We start from the raw sequence: 22,416 nt of genomic DNA, 5'->3' as shown, positions 1-22,416 counted from the left end.
GGTTCAAAGTGGAAATCCTTCTCTACACGATTGTTTTTCTACTCCTGTTGGTTGTATCGAATGTGACCAACCGCTTGCTGCCCCAGCTTCCTTTACCTCTAGTGCAAATTGTGCTGGGAATTTCGCTTGGTTTTCTCCTTCCTCAGGAGAAATTTCACTTGGATACAGAGCTGTTTTTGGCCTTGGTTATCGGGCCCTTGCTCTTTCGGGAGGCTGAGGAAAGTAATATTACCAGTATTCTCAAGCACTGGCGAATCATTTTGTATTTGATTTTTCCAGTTATCTTTATTTCAACGCTTGGTTTGGGCTATCTGGCTCATCTTCTCTGGGGGGCCTTGCCCTTGGCTGCCTGCCTTGCCGTAGGAGCCGCTTTGGGTCCAACAGACTTGGTTGCCTTTGCTTCCCTATCAGAACGTTTTTCCTTCCCCAAGCGGGTGGAAAATATCCTAAAAGGAGAAGGCTTGCTCAATGATGCTTCTGGTCTGGTTGCTTTTCGTGTGGCTCTTTTGGCCTGGACTACAGGAAGTTTTTCCCTAGGAAAAGCTAGTATTTCCTTAGTTCTTTCCATTATCGGTGGTTTTGCCGTCGGGATGGTCAGCGCAGCTCTTAATCGCTGGTTGCATAAACTGTTGATGAGTGCCCAAGTATCAGATATTGCTAGTGAGCTCTTGCTGGAGCTGAGCCTACCCTTGGTTACCTTCTTTTTAGCAGAGGAAATCCATGTTTCAGGGATTATCGCAGTGGTCGTTGCAGGTATCTTTAAGGCTAGCCGCTTCAAGCGGATAACGCTTCTGGAAGCCCAGGTGGATTCGGTTACAGAAACCATCTGGAATACAGTGAACTTTATGCTCAATGGCTCTGTCTTTATCATTTTAGGGATCGAACTGGAGATGATTGCAGAGCCAATCTTAAAGAGCCCGATTTACGATAATCTCTTGCTACTCATGAGCATTGTCCTTCTGACTTTCCTACTCTTTGCCCTTCGGTTTGTCATGTTGTTCACTTTTTACTTCATTCGAATCAGAAGATTGCACAAGAATGTTGGAAACTACCTGAAGGAAATGCTGCTGCTGACCTTTTCAGGTGTCAAAGGAACTGTCTCCATTGCGACTATTCTTTTGATTCCGAGTCAGTTGGAGCAAGATCATCCTTTGTTACTTTTTTTGGTAGCAGGTGTGACCTTTCTTAGCTTTCTGACGGGGCTACTCACACTTCCTCATCTGTCTGAGGAAAGAGAAGAGGAAAATGAGCACCTGATGCACATTGCTATTTTAAATGAAGTGGTGAGTGAGCTAGAAGCAGGCCTCAAGCAAACCAAGGCTAAGGCCCCTCTCTATGCGGCTATTGACAATTACCATGGTCGTATCGAAAACCTAATCCTTGAACAGGAAGACAAGGCCACTCAGCGAGACTTGGCGGCTCTGAAATTATTGATTTTGAGTATCGAAAATGATGGCTTGGAGCAGGCTTTTGAGGAAGGAAAAATCAGCGACCGTAGCTATCACCTTTATCAGCGTTACCTACATAATATCGAGCAGGGCATCAATCGAAACTTAGTTTCTCGTTTTACCTATATGTTTCTCGTTACACTGCGCGTATTGCGCATGTTGCTCCATGAAATCGTCACACTTGGTGCTAGATGGCGCTCTTGGAGGCAAGGTGGAGCTAAGCATCTAACTGCTGAGGATATGGAGGATATAGCAGAGCTTTATCTGTCCAATACCGAAGTCATTATCGAAAGTTTGGAACATCTAAAGGGCATCTATAAGCCTTCTCTAATTACTTTTTTGCAGGAATCTCGACTAAGGGAAACGGAGATCATCGGTAGTGGTGCCTTCGTCGAGCGTGTTATTGCGCGATTCAAGCCCAATAACATCTCAGAAATGATCTGGGGTTACTACCTAGAGAGAAAAATTATCTTTGAATACGAGAAAAAGAAATTGATCTCAAGTAGCTATGCTAAACGCCTGCGCCAAAATGTCAATAATTTAGAAAATTACTCACTGAAAGAAAGAGCCAATACCCTGCCCTACGACATGGTTAATTACGCTAGAGAGCGCTAGAAGATAAGGCTATCCAGTGAGCTCCACTAAAAATTAAATAGAATTCAAAAAGAGAACGGAATACTTTATCCGTTCTCTTTTTGCTTTGTTTTAAAAAGTTTATCAAGACGCAGAGTTAAAGTCAGTTAGCTTTGGCTTTCATCCAGCTTAGTTTTTTCTGCTTCAGCCTTTTTGGCTGACTTGATGAGAATCTTGCCATTGCTGGTCATGATAGCTTTGAGTTCCTTTTCGCTTGGATTTTCCAGATAGAAGTCAGTAATAGCATCTTCGATATGATCCTGAATGGTGCGGCGCAGTGGGCGAGCGCCCATTTTCGGATCGTAGCCCAGATCAACCAATTTTTCTTTGACTTTCTCCGTAACATCCAGATGAATGTCATTGGTTGCCAAACGTTGATTAACATCGTCTAGCATAAGGTTGACGATCTGCAGCAGATTGTCCTTGCTGAGTGGCTTGAATTCGATAATGCCGTCAAAGCGGTTCATGAACTCAGGACTGAAGAAGTTGCCCAATTCATCCAAGACGGAGTTGGTACGACCTTCACGCGCTGCTCCAAAGCCAACGCTGGCTTCAGCTTTGCCAGTTCCAGCATTGGATGTCATGATGATAATGGTATCCTTGAAGCTGACAGTCCGACCCTGACCATCGGTCAGGCGGCCATCATCTAGAACCTGCAGGAACATGTGCATAACATCGGGATGGGCCTTTTCTATCTCATCCAGCAGAATGAGTGAGTATGGATTGCGACGGACACGCTCAGTCAACTGACCAGCTTCATCATAGCCGACATAGCCCGGAGGGGCACCGACCAGTTTGGCCACGCTGTGTTTCTCCATGTATTCACTCATATCAAAGCGAATCATGCTGTCAGCCGAGCCAAAGAGCTCAATGGCTAGTTGCTTAGACAGCTCAGTCTTACCGACACCAGTTGGTCCGACAAAGAGGAAGCTGCCGATTGGGCGATTAGGACTTCCTAGTCCGACCCGATTGCGGCGGATGGCCTTGGCAATCTTATCCACGGCATCGTCTTGTCCGATGACATGAGCCTTTAAATCGCTGGCAAGATTGACTAGTTGAGACTGTTCTTTTTCTTTGAGATCGCCGACTGGAATATTGGTTTTTTGCTCCACGATATGCTCAATGGTTTTCTCGCTGATAATTGGAATATCGTTATCTAGCACGCTTGTCTTCTGGAGTTCCTTGTATTTGGCAATCTGATCGCGGAAGTAAGCTGCTTTTTCAAAGTCTTCGTCACGGGTTGCCTGAGCCTTGAGGTTTTCGGCCTCAATCAGACGTTGGTCAATGACTTTAGGATCAACAAAGTTGAGGGTCAGATTCATCTTAGAGCCAGCCTCATCCAAGAGGTCGATAGCCTTGTCTGGCAGGAAGCGGTCTTGGATGTAGCGGTTGGAGAGAAGTGCCGCAGCTTCAATGGCCGCGTCTGTGTACTTGACATGATGGTAGTCTTCGTATTTTTTCTGAATCCCTTTGAGGATGGTAATCGTTTCCTCTACTGTCGGCTCGTCTACTTTGACCGGCTGCATGCGGCGCTCGAGGGCTGCATCTTTCTCAATGATACGGTATTCATTGAGGGTAGTAGCCCCAACCATTTGGAGTTCACCACGAGCCAGAGCTGGTTTTAGGATATTTCCAGCGTCCATATTGCCATCGCCAGCAGAACCCGCTCCGACAATTTCATGGATTTCATCAATGAAGAGAATGACATCTTGACGTGAGCGAATCTCGTCCATGAGCTTCTGCATTCTCTCCTCAAATTGACCACGGATACCAGTCCCTTGTACTAGGCTGACAACGTCTAGGCGGATAACTTCCTTGCCTTGGAGTTTGTGAGGTACATCCCCATCCACAATTTTCTGGGCCAAGCCTTCCACCACGGCTGTTTTTCCGACTCCTGGCTCTCCTATGAGAACAGGATTGTTCTTGGTGCGGCGGTTGAGGATTTCAATGACACGAGTAATCTCTTCGTCCCGACCAATGACAGGGTCAATTTCTCCTTTACGGGCGATCTCAGTCACATTGATACCAAACTCTTCTAGGAGACCTTTTGGCTTTTGCGGAGCCTGTTGGCGTGCTCCGCCTCCATGATTGGAATTGCCACCATAGCCACCGTCACCGTAGCCTCCTCCAGATTGAGTTGGCGGGATATTTGGATTTGGTTCTTGGGGTTGTTGAAAATTACCAAGACTGTTAAAGAAATCATCAATAGGATCAATTCCTTGGTTGTTAGCCTGAGTCAGTCCTCGGAAAAGGCTATTGTTAGGGTCTGTCTTCATGATTTGATAGCAGTTTTGACAAAGGTCAATCTGCTGCTTATTTCCGTTTACATTTGTATAGAGATGGATGGTTGATTCATTGATTTTACAATTTTGACAAAGCATATTCTACCTCTTTCTTTGGCCGTAGATCCACCTATTTTTAAATGGTCAAAAATAGTCAAAGTATTATAGTTTCATTATATCAGTATTCTTACACAATGCAAGAATTTACTACAAAATCCTCCCTGAGACTGATTTTTTGAGAAATTATAGCGCGAAAAGAGAAAAAAATGGTCTTTTACTGGTATTTCAGTTTCTTTTTATGGTAAAATAGGAGAGAAGCAAGTAAATAGGAGAAATAAAATGGAATCACATTTAGTTAGAATCATCAATCGTTTGGAAGCTATGGCCAAAGATGGTGGAAATTTAAAACGTAATTTTGAACGTGAAGGAGTAGTTGTTGCCGAAGTGGCGTACAGCTACGACGAAGAAAATGGACCAATTTTTACTCTGCGTGATGTGGCAGCGCGTGAGACTTATACTTTCGATAGTATTGACTTGATTGCCATGGAAATTTATGAATTATTATACTAAAAAGCAGGCTTCTGCTTTTTTATTTTGCTCGTCAAGCTCAGTCTTTAATCTTATAACTTTATATAAGAAAAATGTATAAGTGGGACAGAAGGATTTCTGATATAATGAATAAATATAGTGAAAAAGAAATGAGAAAAGAATGGCAAACATTATTGACGGGAAAGCTTTAGCAGAAAAGCTTCAAGCGAAACTTGCAGAAAAAACAGCAAAACTAAAAGCAGAGACAGGTCAGGAACCTGGTTTAGTGGTGATTCTGGTGGGCGACAATCCAGCCAGTCAGGTTTATGTGAGAAATAAAGAACGGTCCGCTCTAGCTGCAGGCTTCCGCAGTGAAGTTGTGCGTCTGCCTGAGTCAACAAGTCAGGAAGAATTACTGACCTTGATTGCTAAATATAATCAGGATCCAGCTTGGCACGGAATCCTAGTCCAGCTTCCTTTGCCAGCCCATATTGATGATGAAGCGGTTTTATTAGCCATTGATCCAGACAAGGATGTAGATGGCTTTCATCCAACCAATATGGGGCGACTTTGGTCAGGACATCCCTTGATGATTCCTTCTACACCAGCAGGAATCATGGAAATGTTCCGCGAATATAAGGTGGACTTGGAAGGCAAGAATGCGGTGGTGATTGGTCGTAGTAATATTGTCGGAAAACCCATGGCTCAGCTTCTGTTGTCTAAAAATGCGACCGTTACTTTGACGCACTCGAGGACCCATCATTTAGCAAAAATTGCAAAGAAAGCTGATATTTTAGTGGTGGCGATCGGACGAGGACACTTTGTAACCAAGGACTTTGTCAAAGAGGGAGCTGTCGTGATTGATGTCGGCATGAACAGAGATGAAAATGGCAAGCTGATTGGTGATGTTAAATTTGACGAAGTGGCAGAAGTGGCTAGTCTCATTACTCCAGTTCCAAAGGGAGTTGGACCGATGACCATTACCATGCTGATGGAGCAGACCTACCAAGCCTTTGTCAGAAGTTTTGAGAAATAATAGAAAAATAGCATTTGGCTGATCTATTTCTTCTTTCAATTGTTTTTGGTCATCTTGTCGCTAGTGGTATTAGACAAGAAACTATAGAGATAGGCTAAAGCGAGGTTGGGTCAAATATTTCCCCTCGTTTTCTCATAGGCGAATCAAGCTTTTTTATAGGTAGCCTGCCTGATTTTTCTAAATTTTGAAAACATGAGAGAAAACTGTGAAAGCGTTTGAAATTAGTTGGAAAATACAGTATAATAAGATTAGAAAAAGAAACTAGAGGAGGCTTCTCATGGCAGTAAAAGATTTTATGACACGCAAGGTTGTATATATTAGCCCAGACACAACGATTGCGCATGCGGCAGATATTATGCGCGACCAAAAATTGCACCGCTTGCCCGTGATTGAAAATGATAAGCTGGTGGGTCTTGTGACAGAAGGAACAATCGCAGAAGCAAGTCCATCAAAGGCAACGAGCCTATCTATTTATGAAATGAACTATCTTCTGAATAAAACCAAGGTAAAAGATGTGATGATTCATGATGTTGTTACGATTTCCCAGTATGCTAGTGTGGAAGATGCGACTTATTTGATGCTGAAAAATAAAATTGGAATCTTACCAGTTGTTGACAATGAGCAGGTCTATGGAATCATTACGGATCGCGACATTTTCAAGGCTTTTCTAGAAGTGTCTGGTTATGGCGAAAAGGGCGTTCGGATGCGTTTTGTCACAGAAGACGAGGTTGGTGTCCTATCGCATATTATCGCCTTACTTGTCGAAGAAAACCTCAATATTTCAAACACAGTCAATATTCCTCGTAAGGACGGTAAAGTTGTCATTGAGGTACAAATTGACGGAGATATTGACTTGGTTTCCTTGAAGTCCAAGTTTGAAGCACACAATATAAAAGTAGAAGATATTACCCGCACTAGCGCAAAAGTTTTATAAAGTTAGAGAGAGTGGGACAGAAATCGGTAATTCGTTAGAATTCGATTTCGTCGTCCCACCTCCGCACAGTTGAGTAGGGCTGTAAAAGCTGATGAAATCAGCGTAGTAGAGCCCACTCAACCACTGCGTCTTGCTCGACAATCCAAAGACAATTGAGAGGCTAGGACCTTTGTCCCAGCCTCTTTTATTTTCTTGCCAATTGGCTTCCTAAGATGGTATAATCAAGAAACTGCAATCAATGTAGAGGAGAAAAGATGAGTATTTTAGAAGTAAAAAATCTCAGCCACGGTTTTGGGGACCGGGCTATTTTTGAGGATGTATCCTTCCGTCTGCTCAAGGGAGAGCATATCGGTCTAGTCGGTGCCAACGGTGAAGGGAAGTCAACCTTTATGAGCATTGTGACGGGCAAAATGCTGCCGGACGAAGGGAAGGTCGAGTGGTCCAAGTATGTGACGGCTGGCTATCTGGACCAGCATGCAGTTTTGGAGCAAGGTCAATCTGTCCGTGATGTTTTGCGTACGGCATTTGACGAGCTTTTCAAGACCGAGGCTCGTATCAATGAAATCTATATGAGCATGGCTGAGGAAGGGGCCGATGTTGATGCCCTGATGGAAGAAGTAGGCGAACTGCAGGACCGCTTGGAGAGCCGGGATTTCTATACGCTAGATGCCAAGATTGACGAAGTTGCACGAGCACTAGGTGTCATGGACTACGGTATGGAAAGCGATGTGACAGAGCTATCTGGTGGGCAGCGGACCAAGGTTCTTTTGGCTAAGCTGCTTCTGGAAAAACCAGATATCCTGCTCTTGGACGAGCCAACCAACTATCTGGATGCGGAGCACATTGACTGGCTCAAGCGCTACCTCCAAAACTATGAAAACGCCTTTGTCCTGATCTCGCACGATATTCCTTTCTTGAATGACGTGATCAATATCGTCTACCATGTGGAAAATCAGCAACTGACTCGTTATTCTGGTGATTATTATCAGTTCCTAGAGGTCTATGAGATGAAAAAATCTCAGCTGGAAGCAGCCTACGAGCGCCAGCAGAAGGAAATTGCAGACCTCAAGGATTTTGTAGCTCGCAATAAAGCCCGTGTAGCGACCCGTAATATGGCCATGTCCCGCCAGAAAAAGCTGGATAAGATGGACATTATTGAGCTGCAAAGCGAGAAACCAAAACCATCCTTCGATTTCAAGCCTGCCCGTACACCTGGCCGCTTTATCTTCCAAGCTAAGGACTTGCAGATTGGCTACGACCGGCCTCTAACTCAACCTCTTAATCTTACCTTTGAGCGCAATCAGAAGGTGGCTATCATCGGGGCAAATGGGATTGGGAAAACAACCCTACTCAAGAGTTTGCTGGGGATTATCCCGCCTATCGCAGGTCAGGTCGAACGTGGGGACTATCTAGAGCTGGGCTATTTCGAGCAGGAAGTAGAGGGCGGCAATCGTCAGACACCTCTCGAAGCGGTTTGGAATGCCTTTCCAGCTCTAAATCAAGCAGAAGTCCGAGCGGCTCTGGCTAGATGTGGATTGACTTCCAAGCATATCGAGAGCCAGATCCAGGTTCTTTCAGGTGGCGAGCAGGCCAAGGTCCGACTGTGCCTCCTCATGAACCGAGAAAATAATGTTCTGGTTCTGGACGAGCCGACTAACCACTTGGATGTAGATGCCAAAGAGGAGCTCAAGCGCGCTCTGAAAGAATACAAGGGCAGCATCCTTATGGTCTGCCACGAGCCCGATTTTTATGAAGGCTGGATGGATCAAATCTGGGACTTCAATCAACTAACTTAAAAAGCTATTAAGGCGGTTTTGCATGCAGAGACGAGGGTGTCTTCTCAGTCACTTGCAAGCATCCGCTTTTAATAGCTTTAGTTTTTAATATCACATAGTTGCAAATGCAATTATGTTGTGTTATACTTCTTCTTGTTGGGAGTTTTGGATTTTCTGTAAGATATGATCCAACTGAAAGAGTTCAGATGAAGTCAGTTGATGCAGACTAGCCTGAATATATCTGTTCTCGTAGCCAATCAGCTTATCATATACTCTTAGTGCAGGAGTCAGTGGATAGAGCTCCTTGAATTTCTTGTTTTGAGCCTTGGTTTTCTTGATAATCAAGCCTCTTTCTTCCAGCTTTCTTAGGGAGCGGCTTAGAGTAGTCTTGTCAATCTGAAGCAGCTCTGCCAGCTGAGATTGATGGATAGCGGGATGTTCGACAATGCGAGTAAGAATGAGAAAGAGATTATTATCAAGCCCGTATTGGCTAGCTTCTTGGTTCATTTTCATCATGGCTTGACGGGAGATGAAACCCATTTGACGAAATAACTGACGATAATCCATAAGAACTCCTTTGATAGTTGCATTTACAATGATTATATAATAAAGCAAGGACGGAAACAAGCATGTGGCATAAAAAATATTTGCAAGAGTTGGATATACTAGAATTTTACAAGATTTTAAAACTGCGGATCGATACCTTTGTCGTCGAGCAAGAGCGAATCTATCATGAATTGGATGAGAAGGATCTAACAGCTATGCACCTTTTCCATGTAAATGAGCAAGAGGAAATAGATGCTTATGCCCGCGTGTTTGAGGAAGATGAAAAAGTCGTTTTTGGTCGCCTTGTGACGGCCCCGTCAGCCCGGGGAAAGGGCCTAGGGAATAGATTGGTAGAGGAAATATTGATTCTTTGCGAAAAAAATTGGCCGGGAAAAATGATTGAAATTGAGGCTCAGGAGCAAGTCGTGGGGCTTTATGAAAAATTCGGCTTTGTAAGTCAAGGAGAGCCCTTTATCTTTGAATCGACGCCTCATATCAAAATGATTTACAAAAAATAACAAAATCCAGTTGAAGAACCGCTCATAATGACGGTGTCTCAACTGGATTTTATTTTTAAAACATAGAGTATTCATCGGCTAACATGACCGTCTCTCTGCCGTCATTATCCACAACGTAGATCATGCGAGGGTAGAATGGGTCAAATTTATAGGTGAAATCAAAGGAGATGAGTGTATCGAGATGGTCCTCAGAAAAACGAAAAGTCAGCTTTCCTTCGTTATTGATCAACTCGAAGCGAATCAGATTATTCAAAGGGAAGACATCTTTAAGGAAGTTGTCGATGATGTACCAGAAAGTGTCAATCACATCATCTGGAAGGCTAGTGATAGCGCCAAAGCTGGCATAGCGACCACAAGTATTGGTAAAAGCCATGAGACTCACTCCTTTCTGGAAATTTTGCTGTGGAGGACCAGAAATTGGTCCTCTAGTGCTTTACTAGCAGCATTGATGGTTCTATCATACAAGAAATAAGTAGGAATTGCAAGAAATTGCTTCCTTGCTGGACAAAGGATTTTTGGAAAAGAAAGCAAGAAAAAAGAGCTTGCGCTCTTTGACAACTTTATCGATTCTTTAGTTCAACATAACGTTTGTACCAAATTTTCACATAAGCATCGGAGAAGGGACCGCGTTCGTTGTTGATCCAGTCAACCAGAATCTTGACGTTTTCCTTGAGAATGAAATCCAAATCATCCGAATAGTTCATTTGCCTTTTATGACGCTCATATTCTTCCACATCAAGCAGCCGTTTTTCCCCGTCTGTGAAGACCTTGACATCTAAATCATAGTCGATATACTTAAGGGCTTCATTGTCCAGATAATAGGGGCTGGCAAGGTTGCAGTAGTATGAGGTGCCATTATCACGAATCATGGCAATGATATTAAACCAATATTTCTTATGAAAATAGACAATGGCAGGCTCTCGTGTTACCCAGCGCCGGCCATCACTTTCTGTTACCAGTGTGTGGTCATTAACGCCAATAATGGCATTTTCTGTTGTCTTTAGTACCATGGTATCTCGCCAAGTGCGGTGAAGATTCCCATCATGCTTATAACTTTGAATTGTAATAAAGTCGCCTTCTTTGGGAAGTTTCATAACCTACCAACTTTCTACAATTTTTAAGTTTATCCTCTTTATTGTAACATATTTTCATAAAAATGCCTAAGTTTTCATAGAAAATCTTAAAGATATTCTCTCAGAGCGCTGGTAATGTCCGAAAAATCATAGCCTTTGCGGGCCAGAGCTTGGGTCAGACGCTGTTTTAAGTCGTAGCCCTCGTACTTTTTGGAGTACTTGTGGTATTGCTTGTCTAGCTCTTTATAGAGCAGTTCTTGTTGGTTTTCCTGGTCTTCTTCGATTTCCAAATGCTGATAGGCAGTTTTGGCTTGGCTATAGGAAAATCCTTTGTTTATCAGGGCTTGGAGGAGTTTATCTTGCAAGGCCTTGCTGGGCAGTTTTCCTTGGTATTTTTTGAGCAACTTTTCGGCAACTCGCTCGGCTACTTCAGTGAAATCAAACTGGTTTAATTCCTCTTCTATGATAGTACTTGGAATCCCTCTTTGACTGAGTTTTTGCTTGAGAACAAAAGCGCCTTTATCACCAGTGAGAAGGTTGGATTGGATATAAGAATTGGCATATTTTCTGTCGTTGATCCAATTATCCTTTTTTAGATTGTCCAAGACTTGGCTGATGATGTCTGGCTGGATATCGTGCTGGGTCAGGTAGTCCTTAACTTCCTTGGCAGTCCTTTGCTTGAAGGAGAGATGGTAGAGGGCTAGATTTTTTCCATAGGAAAATTGGGCGTAAGTTTGAATTTCTTTTAGTTCCTGCTCCGTGATTTCCATTCCTTTAGACAGCATGAAGTGGACAATAGTGTCTTCTGTAATATAGAGCTTTTCGCTGTCGTCCAACTCCAAGAGGTAGAGCCGTTTTTTCTTTTCGATTTTTGTGATTTTCATACTAGTCCTTTCACTTGGACGATATTTTAGTGTAGAGTCATTCATCGTCTCTCTGACTCTATTCGCAGTTGCCGAGAGATTTTTATGATTTAGACTATTTTCTCATCTTTATTGTAACATATTCTCAACGAATCGACTCTAGCGTGGTATAATAGAGGCATGAATGTAAAAGTGAAACAAAGAATCCCTTTGAAAATTAAGAAAATGGGGATTAATGGTGAAGGGATTGGATTTTATAAGAAAACGCTGGTCTTTGTGCCCGGTGCTTTGAAAGGCGAGGAAGTCTACTGTCAGGTGACCAAGGTGCAGCGGAATTTTATTGAAGCCAAGCTCTTGACCATCAATAAGCGGTCAAAATTTCGGGTGGAAGCCCCGTGTGAGATTTATGAAAGCTGCGGAGGCTGTCAAATCATGCATCTCCACTATGACAAGCAGTTGGAGTTTAAGGAAGATTTGCTGCGTCAGGCTCTGAAAAAGTTTGCGCCAGCTGGCTATGAAAACTATGAAATCCGTCCGACCATTGGCATGCAGGAGCCCCTTTATTACCGGGCTAAGCTGCAGTTTCAGACTCGGAAATTTAAGGATGAGGTCAAGGCGGGGCTTTATGCTCAGAATTCCCACTATCTGGTCTCGCTGAAAAACTGTCTGGTTCAGGACAAGGTGACACAACAGATCATAAATAAGGTGGCTCGGCTTTTAGGTAAATACAGGCTGCCCATCTACGATGAGCGCAAGACAACTGGAGTACGCACGGTCATGATTCGCAGGGCCAGAAAAACGGGTCAGGTGCAGATGATTTTTGTAACAGGTCGCAAGCTAGACTTTTCTCCAGTCGTCCGAGACCTGGTGGCTGAATTTCCCGAGCTGGAGACAGTGGCGGTCAATTATCATACGAGCAAGTCCAGTGAGATTTATGGGGATAAGACAGAGATTATCTGGGGCGAGGAAGCTATTCAAGAAGGAGTGTTGGACTATGAGTTCTCCCTTTCGCCTCGGGCTTTTTATCAGCTCAATCCTGAACAGACAGAGGTGCTCTATGGGGAGGCGGTTAAAGCGCTGGATGTGACGAAAGAAGACCATTTGATTGACGCTTATTGCGGAGTGGGGACCATCGGCTTTGCCTTTGCTAAAAGGGTTAAGTCTCTGCGGGGCATGGACATCATCCCTGAGGCTATTGAAGACGCTAAGCGCAATGCGAAACGGATGGGTTTTGACAATACGCTCTACGAAGCTGGGACGGCAGAGGAGATTATTCCTCGCTGGTACGCTGAGGGTTATCGGGCGGATGCCTTGATTGTCGATCCGCCGCGAACTGGTCTGGACGATAAGTTGTTGGAGACGATTGTCCGCTATGCACCTGAGAAGATGGTTTACGTTTCCTGCAATGTCTCAACTCTGGCTCGGGATTTGGTCAAGCTCAGTCAGGTCTACGATGTCCACTACATCCAGTCAGTTGACATGTTTCCCCATACCGCTCGGACGGAAGCGGTGGTGAAATTGGTCAAAAAAGTCAAGTAAAAGAGCAATTTGTTGAAAAACAAGCCTAAATGAACAGCAAAAACCTGCAGAATTCTGCAGGTTTTTGAGTTAGAGGATTATAGCTTGATTTCAGTGTTTTGGAGAACCTTCTGAGCATCGGAAACGATTGTGTCGAGGATTTCTTTACATGGACGAATTTCCTTGACTAAGCCTGCGATTTGGCCACTCATCATAGAGCCATGCACGGTATCTCCTTCGTAAACAGCTTTAGAAAGAGAACCGATGGTGATTTCTTCGAGTTCGTCACGATTGGTGCCTTTGTTTTCTAGTTCGATATAGTGGTCAGTCATTTCATTGCGGATACAACGAACCGGCGCACCAGCAATACGACCAGTAACGGCAGTAGCAGTGTCATTGGCTGCGACAATGGCATCCTTGTAGCCTGCTGAAATTGGGCATTCTTCAGAAGCTAGGAAGACAGTTCCCATCTGAACACCTTGCGCACCGAGGACAAAAGCGGCAGCGAGACCACGACCATCGGCAACTCCACCTGCAGCGATGACTGGAATATCAACTGAGTCAACAATCTGAGGAATGAGAGCCATAGTATTGGTTTCACCGATGTGGCCACCAGCTTCAGAACCTTCGGCAATCACGGCATCAACTCCGAGCTCTTGCATTTTTTGCGCGTGTTTGACACTGGCGATAACAGGGATAACCTTGATACCTGCCTCTTTCAGATAAGGCATGATGAATTTTGGTGTACCAGCCCCAGTCGTTACGACAGGAACTTTTTCTTCAATGATGACTGTCACAATCTCCTTGATATTTTTCATCATGAGCATAACATTGACGGCAAATGGCTTGTCAGTCAATTTACGCAGTTCACGAATTTCTTCGCGCAACTGCTCACCCGTCATTCCTCCTGAAGCAATGATTCCCAGTCCGCCAGCTTCTGAAACAGCTGCCGCCAGTTGGTAGTGGGAAATCTGAGCCATCGCTCCTTGGAAAATAGGGTACTTGATGTTCAACAATTTTGTAATAGACATAGGGCATCTCCTTTATTCTGTATTTAAAATCATTATATCACTATAATAAAGCGTTTTCAATGAAGCTGTGATCTGGCAAAAGGCAGGAGTTTGTGAAAGAAATCTCAGAAATTCTTGATAGGACTGGCTTTTCCTTGTGAAACTAAATTTATCAGTGTCCTTATAAAAATAACTTATAGCCTATTAGAATTTGTTATATTCTCTAAGATCGAATTTGAGCAAGCGTGGAAAGGATTTTTATTGGACGCATCTTTTGTGATATAATAATATAAAATACACGGAGGTAGGGCATATGGATAATGTGATTGATTTGTCTATTCCAGTGGCAGAAGTGATTGAGAAGCAGCCTGAAGTTTTAGATGTCTTGGTCGAGTTGGGCTTTAAGCCTCTGGCCAATCCTGTCATGCGCAATACAGTCGGGCGCGTGGTTTCGATCAAAAAAGGAGCCAGCATGAATGGCATTGACCTGGATAAAATCAAGCAAACGCTGGAATTAAACGGCTATGAAGTGGTGGGGATTTAGGAATGGCTACTGAACGCATTGAGGTCCTCAAGTCTATCTTGTTGGACCTACATAACGGAGCTTCTGCAGAGTCCGTTCAGGAGCTTTTCAACGAGCATTTTGCTGGTGTGTCTGCTATCGAGATCAGCCTGATGGAGCATGAGCTGATGAACTCAGATACGGGAGTGACCTTCGAAGATGTCATGTCCCTCTGCAATGTCCATGCCAACCTCTTTAAAGGTGCCATTCAGAATGTGGAGGTGGTTGATACCGACCATCCAGGCCATCCGGTTCAGATCTTCAAGCAGGAAAATCTAGCGCTGCGGGCTGCCCTCATGCGGGTTCGCAGGCTCCTATCTACCTATGAAAGCACAGAAGATGAGGAGCTTCTTCCTGAAATCCGCAAGGGACTCCAGCGCCAGCTGGGTTTGGTGGGACAGTTTGATATCCACTATCAGCGTAAGGAAGAGCTCATGTTTCCTATCATGGAGAGCTACGGCCACGATTCGCCGCCCAAGGTCATGTGGGGCGTAGACGATCAGATTCGAGACCTTTTCCAAGAGGCTAAGGCTGCTGCTGAGCAGTTGCCGGATACTTCGATTCAAGAAGTCAAGGACAAGTTTGAGTCTTTTGCAGCTGAGTTTGAAGCTATGATTTTTAAGGAAGAGTCCATCCTTCTCATGATACTCCTCGAATCCTTTACTCAGGATGACTGGCTCAAGATTGCTGAGGAGAGTGATGCTTACGGCTATGCCATCATCAAGCCGACGGAAAAATGGATTCCTGCGCGGCACTCATTCTCGGAGGAGGAAGCTGAGGACGCTGCTGATGAAGGAAGCGAAGCGCCAGCCAGCACGGAGCAGACTAGTGATGGCAGGTTTCAACAGGTCATTGATACGCCGGATGGTCAGGTCACTATTTCCTTTAAGCCTAAGGAAAAGAAGGAGCAAGCCTTTAATCGGGACTCTCAGCAGCCTTTTGGTCATGGCTATCTGTCGGTGGCGGAAGCCAATCTGATTTTGGACCATTTACCCATGGAGATTACCTTTGTCAATAAGGATGATATTTTCCAGTATTATAATGACAGTGTGCCGGCGGACGAGATGATTTTCAAGCGAACGCCTTCTCAGATAGGACGCAATGTTGAGCTCTGTCACCCGCCCAAGCTTTTGGACAAGGTGCGTCGGATTTTCAAGGCTCTGCGTGAGGGAGAGCGGGACAAGTTTGAGATGTGGTTCAAGTCGGAATCGCGGGGCAAGTTTGTCCATGTGACCTATGCGGCGGTGCGGGATGAGGCCGGTGAATTTCAGGGGGTGCTGGAGTATGTACAGGACATTCAGCCCTTCCGTGACATTGACAGTGATTTTTACCGAGATTTGGACTAGGTATTTGCAGTTAGAAAGTGAGAAAAATGAGTTACGAACAGGAATTTTTACAGGAGTTTGAAGCTTGGGTCAAGACCCAGATCATGATTAACGAGATGGCCCTCAAGGAGAGTCAGGCGGTCTACGAGGCGGACAAGGACGAGAGGGCCAAGGAAGCAGCCATTCGCTATGAGAGTCGTCTAGATGCCTACCAGTTCCTTTTAGGGAAATTCGCCAACTATCAGGCGGGCAAAGGATTTCACGATCTGCCAGATGGACTTTTCGGTGAGAGAAATTATTGATTTTTCGCTGGAAAGGTGATAGAATAGGTTCATCAGAGGTGTTTTGAGTCAAGCATTTTACAGAAAGTGGCGGCGCTGAGAAGTCCACAGATGTGTCAAAACTGGTTGCTGATGAGATGAAAAAATGAAATAAACAGAGCAGCGGGCGCTTGCCCGAAATTGGGTGGTACCGCGGATAAACACATTCGTCCCTTTCTAGTCTGACTAGGAAGGGATTATTTTTATATAGCGGAAAGGAGGGTTGAATGAAGCTTCTTGAATCTTATAATGGTAAAGAGTTGCCAAAGATGGAAACTGAGCATTTGATATTGCGTCAGAGAACGGCAGATGATGTGGAGGATATGTTTGCTTATGCTAGTCTGCCTGAAGTCTGTTATCCAGCTGGATTTCCTCCTGTAGATAGCTTGGAAGCAGAGCGTGAATATTTTGAAAATCGCTATTTTGAAAATTTAGAAAAGAAGGAACTTCCGTCTGGCTATGGCATTACAGTTAAGGGGGATGACCGAGTTATTGGCTCTTGTGACTTCAATCATCGTCATGAGGAAGATGTCTTTGAAATTGGCTACCTCCTGCATCCAGATTATTGGGGGAAGGGTTATGTACCAGAAGCCGTCAGTGCTTTGATAGAAGTTGCATTTACCATTCTTAAACTCCACAAGGTTGAAATTCGATGTTTTGATTACAATAAACAAAGTCAACGAGTCGCTGAGAAACTTGGTTTCACCCTTGAAGCTCGCATCCGAGACCGCAAAGATGCCCAAGGCAATCGCTGTGCAGAGTTGGCTTATGGATTGCTGAGGAGTGAGTGGGAGTGGAATATATGAATACAAGTGATAATATTGATGACTTCATATTAGCATTAAGAGATTTAAATGAGATTATTGAGAAAAGAGCAAAGCTTAATTTACTTGATAAAGCTGTATTAGCTGAGTCATTTTATAAAGAAATTTTGAATAAATTGTTTTCTTGGGAATTAAAAAATTTAAACATAGCTCAGTCTAACTTTGAAGCAATTGATTTAATTGATAAATCTAATAATATTCTTGTTCAAGTTTCTTGTACATGTGAGAATCAAAAAATACATAGTACAATTTCCAAAAAAGAATTATCGAAAGAAGATTATAAAGGATTTGAGCTTTATTTTGTTTTTATTGGCAAACAAAATAGTAATGTAAAAAAAGGCAAATATAACTGTATTCCACAACTAAGTTTTAATCCTAACACGAATATTCTTCTGACAGATGATTTAATAAAATATTATCAAGATTTAAATCCAAGTGCTCAAGATAAGATACTTGATATTATTAGAAGTTATCTAACTAAAGAAAATAAAGTAAATAATAGTATTTCAAAAATAGAAATATCAGAAATGATACTTGAAATTTTAGATGAAAATAGCCAAATATTTTATAAGTATGGTCCAAAGTCAGACGTTGCTTTAAATAGTCCAATGAGCGAAGCTTCATTTAAAATATGGTGTGAATCCAGGATGAAAATTATTGGCAATAATAAGAAAATATTAAATATATATCAACAGCATAAGTTGCTTTTTAGTCGGGAAGAAAAGTTATTATTTCATAAGTTTGAATTAAATGTGAAATCATTTGAACAAAATAATAAAGAGAGATTAGATTCAAATGCTTATGAACCATTTCCAGAAGAATTTCCTAAGATGTTGGAAAAGATTGTTAGTAAAGTAATCAAGGAGTAAAATAATATGTCAAATTATAGTGACGTACCAAGACCAGAGTCAGTGGTTTATTTTGAACAGATATTGGATAGTCATGTTAAGATTGTTAGATATGAAAAATTAGAAGATTTCGTTTATAACTTATTTCTTAATAGTGGTAAGACATATTTAGTTTGGTTAACAAATAAATACACTGTATCTATTCATGATATTGTTGAAAAAATTGATGAAAATTTTGATGCGTTAGTGACTATTAGCGGGTGGAATGACTATACATATGAAGCAAAAGAATATGCTTTGAAAAACCATTTTGGCTTATTCAAGTCTCGTGAATTTATGGGCGCATTAAACTACCCAGATCCGTCTCAATATTATACTGGAATTGATGAAGAAGATGGAAAAAGGATGTATGGAGATCATGGGTATAAATTTGATTGATGATTTAGAATTAAAAAGAATATTAAACATTAAGATTCGGTTTGAACTTTATCAGTTTGGATCTTCGTTAGATAAAGAATTTTTCAATGATATTGATTTATTGTTAATCTATAACAATAGTGAAAAAAACAANCAAAGTGAAATATTAATGTTAAAAAGAAGTATTAAAGACTATTTGTATAAGCAATATCACAAAAACATTGATATCACTGTTTTGTCAGAAAATGAAGAAAATGAAAAAAATTTTTTAGAACAAATAAATTATTTGAAAATATATTAAGGAGCACACACATGTCTAAAGAACTTTCACCTAAATACAATCCAGCCGAGGTTGAGGCTGGTCGTTACCAAAAATGGCTTGATGCTGATGTTTTCAAGCCTTCTGGAGATCAAAAAGCTAAGCCTTATTCAATCGTCATTCCACCACCAAACGTGACTGGTAAACTTCACCTTGGTCACGCTTGGGATACGACTTTGCAGGATATCATCATCCGTCAAAAACGTATGCAAGGCTTTGATACGCTTTGGCTTCCAGGTATGGACCACGCGGGGATTGCGACTCAAGCTAAGGTTGAGGAACGCTTGCGTGGTGAGGGTATTAGCCGTTACGATCTGGGGCGTGAAAAATTCCTAGAGAAAGTCTGGGAATGGAAAGACGAATATGCCACTACTATCAAGGAACAATGGGGCAAGATGGGGCTCTCTGTAGACTACTCGCGTGAGCGTTTCACCCTTGATGAAGGTCTGTCAAAAGCCGTTCGCAAGGTCTTTGTAGATCTATACAAGAAAGGGTGGATTTACCGTGGTGAGTTTATCATCAACTGGGACCCAGCAGCTCGCACAGCCCTGTCTGATATCGAGGTGATTCATAAGGATGTCGAAGGTGCCTTCTACCACATGAACTACATGCTGGAAGATGACTCACGCGCCCTTGAAGTTGCGACAACTCGTCCTGAGACGATGTTTGGGGACGTTGCGGTTGCGGTTAATCCAGAAGACCCGCGCTACAAGGATTTGATTGGTCAAAACGTTATCCTTCCAATCGCTAATAAATTAATCCCAATCGTTGCCGACGAACACGCTGATCCTGAGTTTGGTACGGGTGTCGTGAAAATCACGCCCGCTCACGATCCAAACGACTTCTTGGTTGGTCAACGCCATAACTTGCCACAAGTCAACGTCATGAACGACGACGGAACCATGAATGACTTGGCCTTCGAATTTGCTGGGTTAGACCGTTTTGAAGCCCGCAAAGCGGTTGTCAAGAAACTGGAAGAAATCGGTGCTCTGGTTAAAATCGAAAAACGTGTCCACAGCGTTGGTCACTCAGAGCGGACTGGCGTTATGGTTGAGCCGCGTCTGTCTACCCAATGGTTCGTCAAGATGGACCAATTGGCGAAAAATGCCATTGCCAACCAAGACACAGAGGACAAGGTAGAATTTTACCCTCCACGTTTCAACGATACCTTCCTTCAATGGATGGAAAATGTCCACGACTGGGTTATCTCTCGTCAGCTCTGGTGGGGTCACCAAATCCCTGCTTGGTACAATGCTGAGGGTGAAATATATGTCGGCGAAGAAGCTCCAGAAGGTGACGGATGGACTCAGGATGAAGACGTCTTGGATACCTGGTTCAGTTCTGCCCTCTGGCCATTCTCAACTATGGGCTGGCCTGATGTTGACTCAGAAGACTTCAAACGTTATTATCCAACATCAACTTTGGTGACTGGTTATGATATTATCCCGTTCTGGGTATCTCGGATGATTTTCCAAGGTTTGGAATTTACTGGCAAGTCGCCATTCAAAAATGCCTTGATTCATGGTCTCATTCGTGATGAGCAAGGACGTAAGATGTCCAAGTCACTGGGAAATGGGATTGATCCAATGGACGTTATTGATAAGTACGGAACAGATAGCCTGCGTTGGTTCCTTTCAAACGGTTCTGCACCAGGTCAAGACGTGCGCTTCTCTTACGAGAAAATGGATGCTTCTTGGAACTTCATTAACAAGATCTGGAATATCTCTCGTTACATCCTCATGAATAACGAAGGTTTGACCCTTGAGCAAGCAACAGCCAATGTGGAAAAAGTTGTTAACAAGGAAGCTGGCAATGTCACTGACCGCTGGATTCTCCACAACCTTAATGAAACGATCGGCAAAGTTACTGAAAACTTTGACAAGTTTGAGTTTGGTGTGGCTGGACACATCCTCTACAACTTCATATGGGACGAGTTTGCGGACTGGTACGTTGAGTTGACCAAGGAAGTCCTTTATAGCGATAACGAAGATGAAAAAGTCATCACACGTTCTGTTCTCCTTTATACCTTAGACAAGATCCTTCGTCTCCTTCACCCTATCATGCCATTCGTGACAGAGGAAATCTTTGGACAAATCTCCGAAGGCTCTATCGTCACAGCAGAATACCCAACTGTTAATCCAGCCTTTGAGGACCTGGCGGCTCACACTGGTGTCGAAAGCCTCAAAGACTTGATCCGCGCTGTTCGTAATGCGCGTGCGGAAGTAAACGTTGCACCAAGCAAGCCTATCACCATTCTCGTGAAAACTAGCGATAGCGACTTGGAAGCCTTCTTTAACAGTAATGTCAACTACATCAAACGCTTCACAAATCCAGAACACTTGGAAATCGCATCAACCATCCCTGCACCTGAACTGGCTATGTCAAGTGTCATCACAGGAGCAGAAATCTACCTGCCACTGGCAGATCTCCTCAATGTCGAAGAAGAACTCTCTCGTCTCGACAAGGAATTGACTAAATGGCAAAAAGAACTGGATATGGTCGGCAAGAAACTCTCTAACGAACGCTTCGTAGCCAATGCCAAACCAGAAGTCGTCCAAAAAGAACGCGACAAACAAGCCGACTACCAAGCGAAGTACGATGCGACCGTAGCACGGATTGATGAGATGAAGAAACTCGTGAAATAAGCTATAAACCTCGGCAATTTGCTGGGGTTTTTGGTATAATAGTATTAATAAGAGTGTAAAAAGGATATTGGAAGATGATTAGTTTGTTTAAAGAAAGTAGTTTGTATATTCAAATTGCTATGTTATTTATATTTTTCTATTTTTATCAAAGAAGAAAAAATAGAGAATCAAATGTGGAACCTAGAATAAGAATATTTGAAAATATATTTTTTAAATACTATAAGTTATATTTTTATTGGCTTAAGGGGTCAGGGAATTATCCTGGTTTGATTCATATATACAATGCTATGGCTATCGAATGTCAAAAACAAAAAATTGATAGTGATACAATTAAACAAGTTAATAAAAGTATAAACCTAAAAAAAAACAATACGTTCTTTGCTTTTTTATCTGGTTCTTTTGTGTTCTTCGGACTCACGAATTTTAGTAATTTTATAGAACAGTTGAGTAAATTACATAGTTTATTAGGTGAAAATGGCTTATCTGAACTATGGAAGACTCTATCGAATTATTGGAGAGAGATTGCAGGTATTAAAGGATTATTAATTAATATCGTTCCTCCAATCCTCCTATTATTGATATGTATAGTTTTGACAGTGTTTTTTGCTAGAATGGACAAAGATTCAAATGTTATAAAATATTCAAAAGAAAGTCAAATGGAAGCTATTGTAGAAGACTTCTCTAGGTACTATGAACAATTTAATAACGATATAACTTCCGAAATTTTTCAATTAGAAGATGAAAATATTCCTCTGTTTAATATAAATGTTACTCGTTCAAAAGATGAATTCAATATTTATATTCCTGCGACTATCTCGGAGACACATATGCTATGTAACACCTATTTTAAAGATGAAGATAGTGATAGAGATATAGTCCTTCATTGGAAAAATAATGATAAATATAAATTTTATTTTAAAAAACGAGATTTCTGGGAATTGATCAAAGTTAAAGATATGAACGGAACCTTAATTTCTGAAACAGAACTTAAT

Annotated in this window: 21 protein-coding genes; 15 read left to right on the top strand and 6 right to left on the bottom strand. The window is 42.5% G+C overall.

Annotation, left to right across the window (positions count from 1 at the left end; translation table 11 throughout):
* Window positions 1-8: 8 nt before the first annotated feature.
* Window positions 9-2,063 (top strand): cation:proton antiporter, encoded by a 2,055-nt coding sequence (locus tag D8797_RS00115; RefSeq protein ID WP_125378817.1) that lies wholly within the window; start codon window positions 9-11, stop codon window positions 2,061-2,063.
* Between the two features lie 125 nt (window positions 2,064-2,188).
* Here the strand turns inward: D8797_RS00115 and D8797_RS00110 are convergent, their stop codons facing one another.
* Window positions 2,189-4,462: an ATP-dependent Clp protease ATP-binding subunit gene (locus D8797_RS00110; RefSeq protein WP_125378816.1), complete on the bottom strand. Its 2,274-nt coding sequence runs from the start codon at window positions 4,460-4,462 to the stop codon at window positions 2,189-2,191.
* 240 nt (window positions 4,463-4,702) lie between these two features.
* Between D8797_RS00110 and D8797_RS00105 the strand changes: the two genes are divergently transcribed.
* From D8797_RS00105 to D8797_RS00085, 4 genes are all read left to right on the top strand, one after another.
* A complete protein-coding gene (locus tag D8797_RS00105) occupies window positions 4,703-4,933 on the top strand; it encodes a DUF1797 family protein (RefSeq protein WP_005592360.1) in 231 nt (76 codons plus the stop codon).
* Between the two features lie 139 nt (window positions 4,934-5,072).
* The gene (locus D8797_RS00100) at window positions 5,073-5,927 is read left to right on the top strand and encodes a bifunctional methylenetetrahydrofolate dehydrogenase/methenyltetrahydrofolate cyclohydrolase (protein WP_125378815.1); all 855 of its coding nucleotides are present in this window, start codon (window positions 5,073-5,075) and stop codon (window positions 5,925-5,927) included.
* 277 nt (window positions 5,928-6,204) lie between these two features.
* Complete coding sequence (locus tag D8797_RS00095) at window positions 6,205-6,861, top strand: CBS domain-containing protein (protein ID WP_125378814.1); 657 nt, start codon at window positions 6,205-6,207, stop codon at window positions 6,859-6,861.
* Between the two features lie 254 nt (window positions 6,862-7,115).
* The gene (locus D8797_RS00085) at window positions 7,116-8,657 is read left to right on the top strand and encodes an ABC-F family ATP-binding cassette domain-containing protein (protein WP_125378813.1); all 1,542 of its coding nucleotides are present in this window, start codon (window positions 7,116-7,118) and stop codon (window positions 8,655-8,657) included.
* 120 nt (window positions 8,658-8,777) lie between these two features.
* On the opposite strand, the gene D8797_RS00080 is transcribed toward D8797_RS00085, so the two are convergent.
* Complete coding sequence (locus D8797_RS00080) at window positions 8,778-9,203, bottom strand: MarR family winged helix-turn-helix transcriptional regulator (protein ID WP_125378812.1); 426 nt, start codon at window positions 9,201-9,203, stop codon at window positions 8,778-8,780.
* A 62-nt stretch (window positions 9,204-9,265) separates the two neighbouring features.
* On the opposite strand from D8797_RS00080, the gene D8797_RS00075 reads away from it, so the two are divergent.
* Window positions 9,266-9,700, top strand: coding sequence for a GNAT family N-acetyltransferase (locus tag D8797_RS00075; protein WP_125378811.1), 435 nt, complete (start codon window positions 9,266-9,268; stop codon window positions 9,698-9,700).
* 55 nt (window positions 9,701-9,755) lie between these two features.
* On the opposite strand, the gene D8797_RS00070 is transcribed toward D8797_RS00075, so the two are convergent.
* The 3 genes from D8797_RS00070 to recX all read right to left on the bottom strand — a co-directional run bounded on the left by D8797_RS00070 (window position 9,756) and on the right by recX (window position 11,657).
* The gene (locus D8797_RS00070) at window positions 9,756-10,073 is read right to left on the bottom strand and encodes a DUF960 domain-containing protein (RefSeq protein ID WP_125378810.1); all 318 of its coding nucleotides are present in this window, start codon (window positions 10,071-10,073) and stop codon (window positions 9,756-9,758) included.
* Window positions 10,074-10,260: 187 nt separating this feature from the next.
* Window positions 10,261-10,794 (bottom strand): nucleoside tri-diphosphate phosphatase, encoded by a 534-nt coding sequence (gene ntdP / locus D8797_RS00065; RefSeq protein ID WP_005590859.1) that lies wholly within the window; start codon window positions 10,792-10,794, stop codon window positions 10,261-10,263.
* A gap of 86 nt (window positions 10,795-10,880) precedes the next feature.
* Entirely contained in the window at window positions 10,881-11,657 is a 777-nt protein-coding gene (recX, locus tag D8797_RS00060) for a recombination regulator RecX (protein WP_125378809.1), read from the bottom strand.
* Between the two features lie 159 nt (window positions 11,658-11,816).
* Between recX and rlmD the strand changes: the two genes are divergently transcribed.
* A complete protein-coding gene (gene rlmD / locus D8797_RS00055; RefSeq protein ID WP_125378808.1) occupies window positions 11,817-13,175 on the top strand; it encodes a 23S rRNA (uracil(1939)-C(5))-methyltransferase RlmD in 1,359 nt (452 codons plus the stop codon).
* Window positions 13,176-13,252: 77 nt separating this feature from the next.
* On the opposite strand, the gene D8797_RS00050 is transcribed toward rlmD, so the two are convergent.
* Window positions 13,253-14,185, bottom strand: coding sequence for a nitronate monooxygenase (locus D8797_RS00050; RefSeq protein WP_125378807.1), 933 nt, complete (start codon window positions 14,183-14,185; stop codon window positions 13,253-13,255).
* A 292-nt stretch (window positions 14,186-14,477) separates the two neighbouring features.
* Here D8797_RS00050 and D8797_RS00045 point away from each other — a divergent pair, with 292 nt between their 5' ends.
* The 8 genes from D8797_RS00045 to D8797_RS00005 form a co-directional block, all read left to right on the top strand.
* Window positions 14,478-14,708, top strand: coding sequence for a DUF1858 domain-containing protein (locus D8797_RS00045; protein ID WP_061422459.1), 231 nt, complete (start codon window positions 14,478-14,480; stop codon window positions 14,706-14,708).
* Between the two features lie 2 nt (window positions 14,709-14,710).
* Window positions 14,711-16,072, top strand: a complete 1,362-nt coding sequence (locus D8797_RS00040) for a DUF438 domain-containing protein (RefSeq protein WP_125378806.1) — start codon at window positions 14,711-14,713, stop codon at window positions 16,070-16,072.
* A 26-nt stretch (window positions 16,073-16,098) separates the two neighbouring features.
* On the top strand, window positions 16,099-16,353 hold the full coding sequence (locus D8797_RS00035) for a DUF1912 family protein (RefSeq protein WP_125378805.1): 255 nt from the start codon (window positions 16,099-16,101) through the stop codon (window positions 16,351-16,353).
* 245 nt (window positions 16,354-16,598) lie between these two features.
* Window positions 16,599-17,177, top strand: coding sequence for a GNAT family N-acetyltransferase (locus D8797_RS00030; protein ID WP_125378804.1), 579 nt, complete (start codon window positions 16,599-16,601; stop codon window positions 17,175-17,177).
* On the top strand, window positions 17,174-18,064 hold the full coding sequence (locus tag D8797_RS00025; RefSeq protein ID WP_125378803.1) for an SMEK domain-containing protein: 891 nt from the start codon (window positions 17,174-17,176) through the stop codon (window positions 18,062-18,064). Before D8797_RS00030 ends, D8797_RS00025 begins: the two co-directional genes overlap by 4 nt.
* A gap of 6 nt (window positions 18,065-18,070) precedes the next feature.
* Window positions 18,071-18,481 (top strand): hypothetical protein, encoded by a 411-nt coding sequence (locus D8797_RS00020; protein WP_125378802.1) that lies wholly within the window; start codon window positions 18,071-18,073, stop codon window positions 18,479-18,481.
* A gap of 291 nt (window positions 18,482-18,772) precedes the next feature.
* The gene (locus tag D8797_RS00010; protein WP_125378801.1) at window positions 18,773-21,424 is read left to right on the top strand and encodes a valine--tRNA ligase; all 2,652 of its coding nucleotides are present in this window, start codon (window positions 18,773-18,775) and stop codon (window positions 21,422-21,424) included.
* Between the two features lie 74 nt (window positions 21,425-21,498).
* Window positions 21,499-22,416: hypothetical protein (locus tag D8797_RS00005; protein WP_142999727.1), on the top strand; the 918-nt coding region annotated here is incomplete at its 3' end.

It is taken from the genome of Streptococcus cristatus (assembly GCF_003944225.1).
Taxonomy (GTDB): domain Bacteria; phylum Bacillota; class Bacilli; order Lactobacillales; family Streptococcaceae; genus Streptococcus; species Streptococcus cristatus_K.
This window is presented reverse-complemented; position numbering and strand designations above follow the sequence as displayed.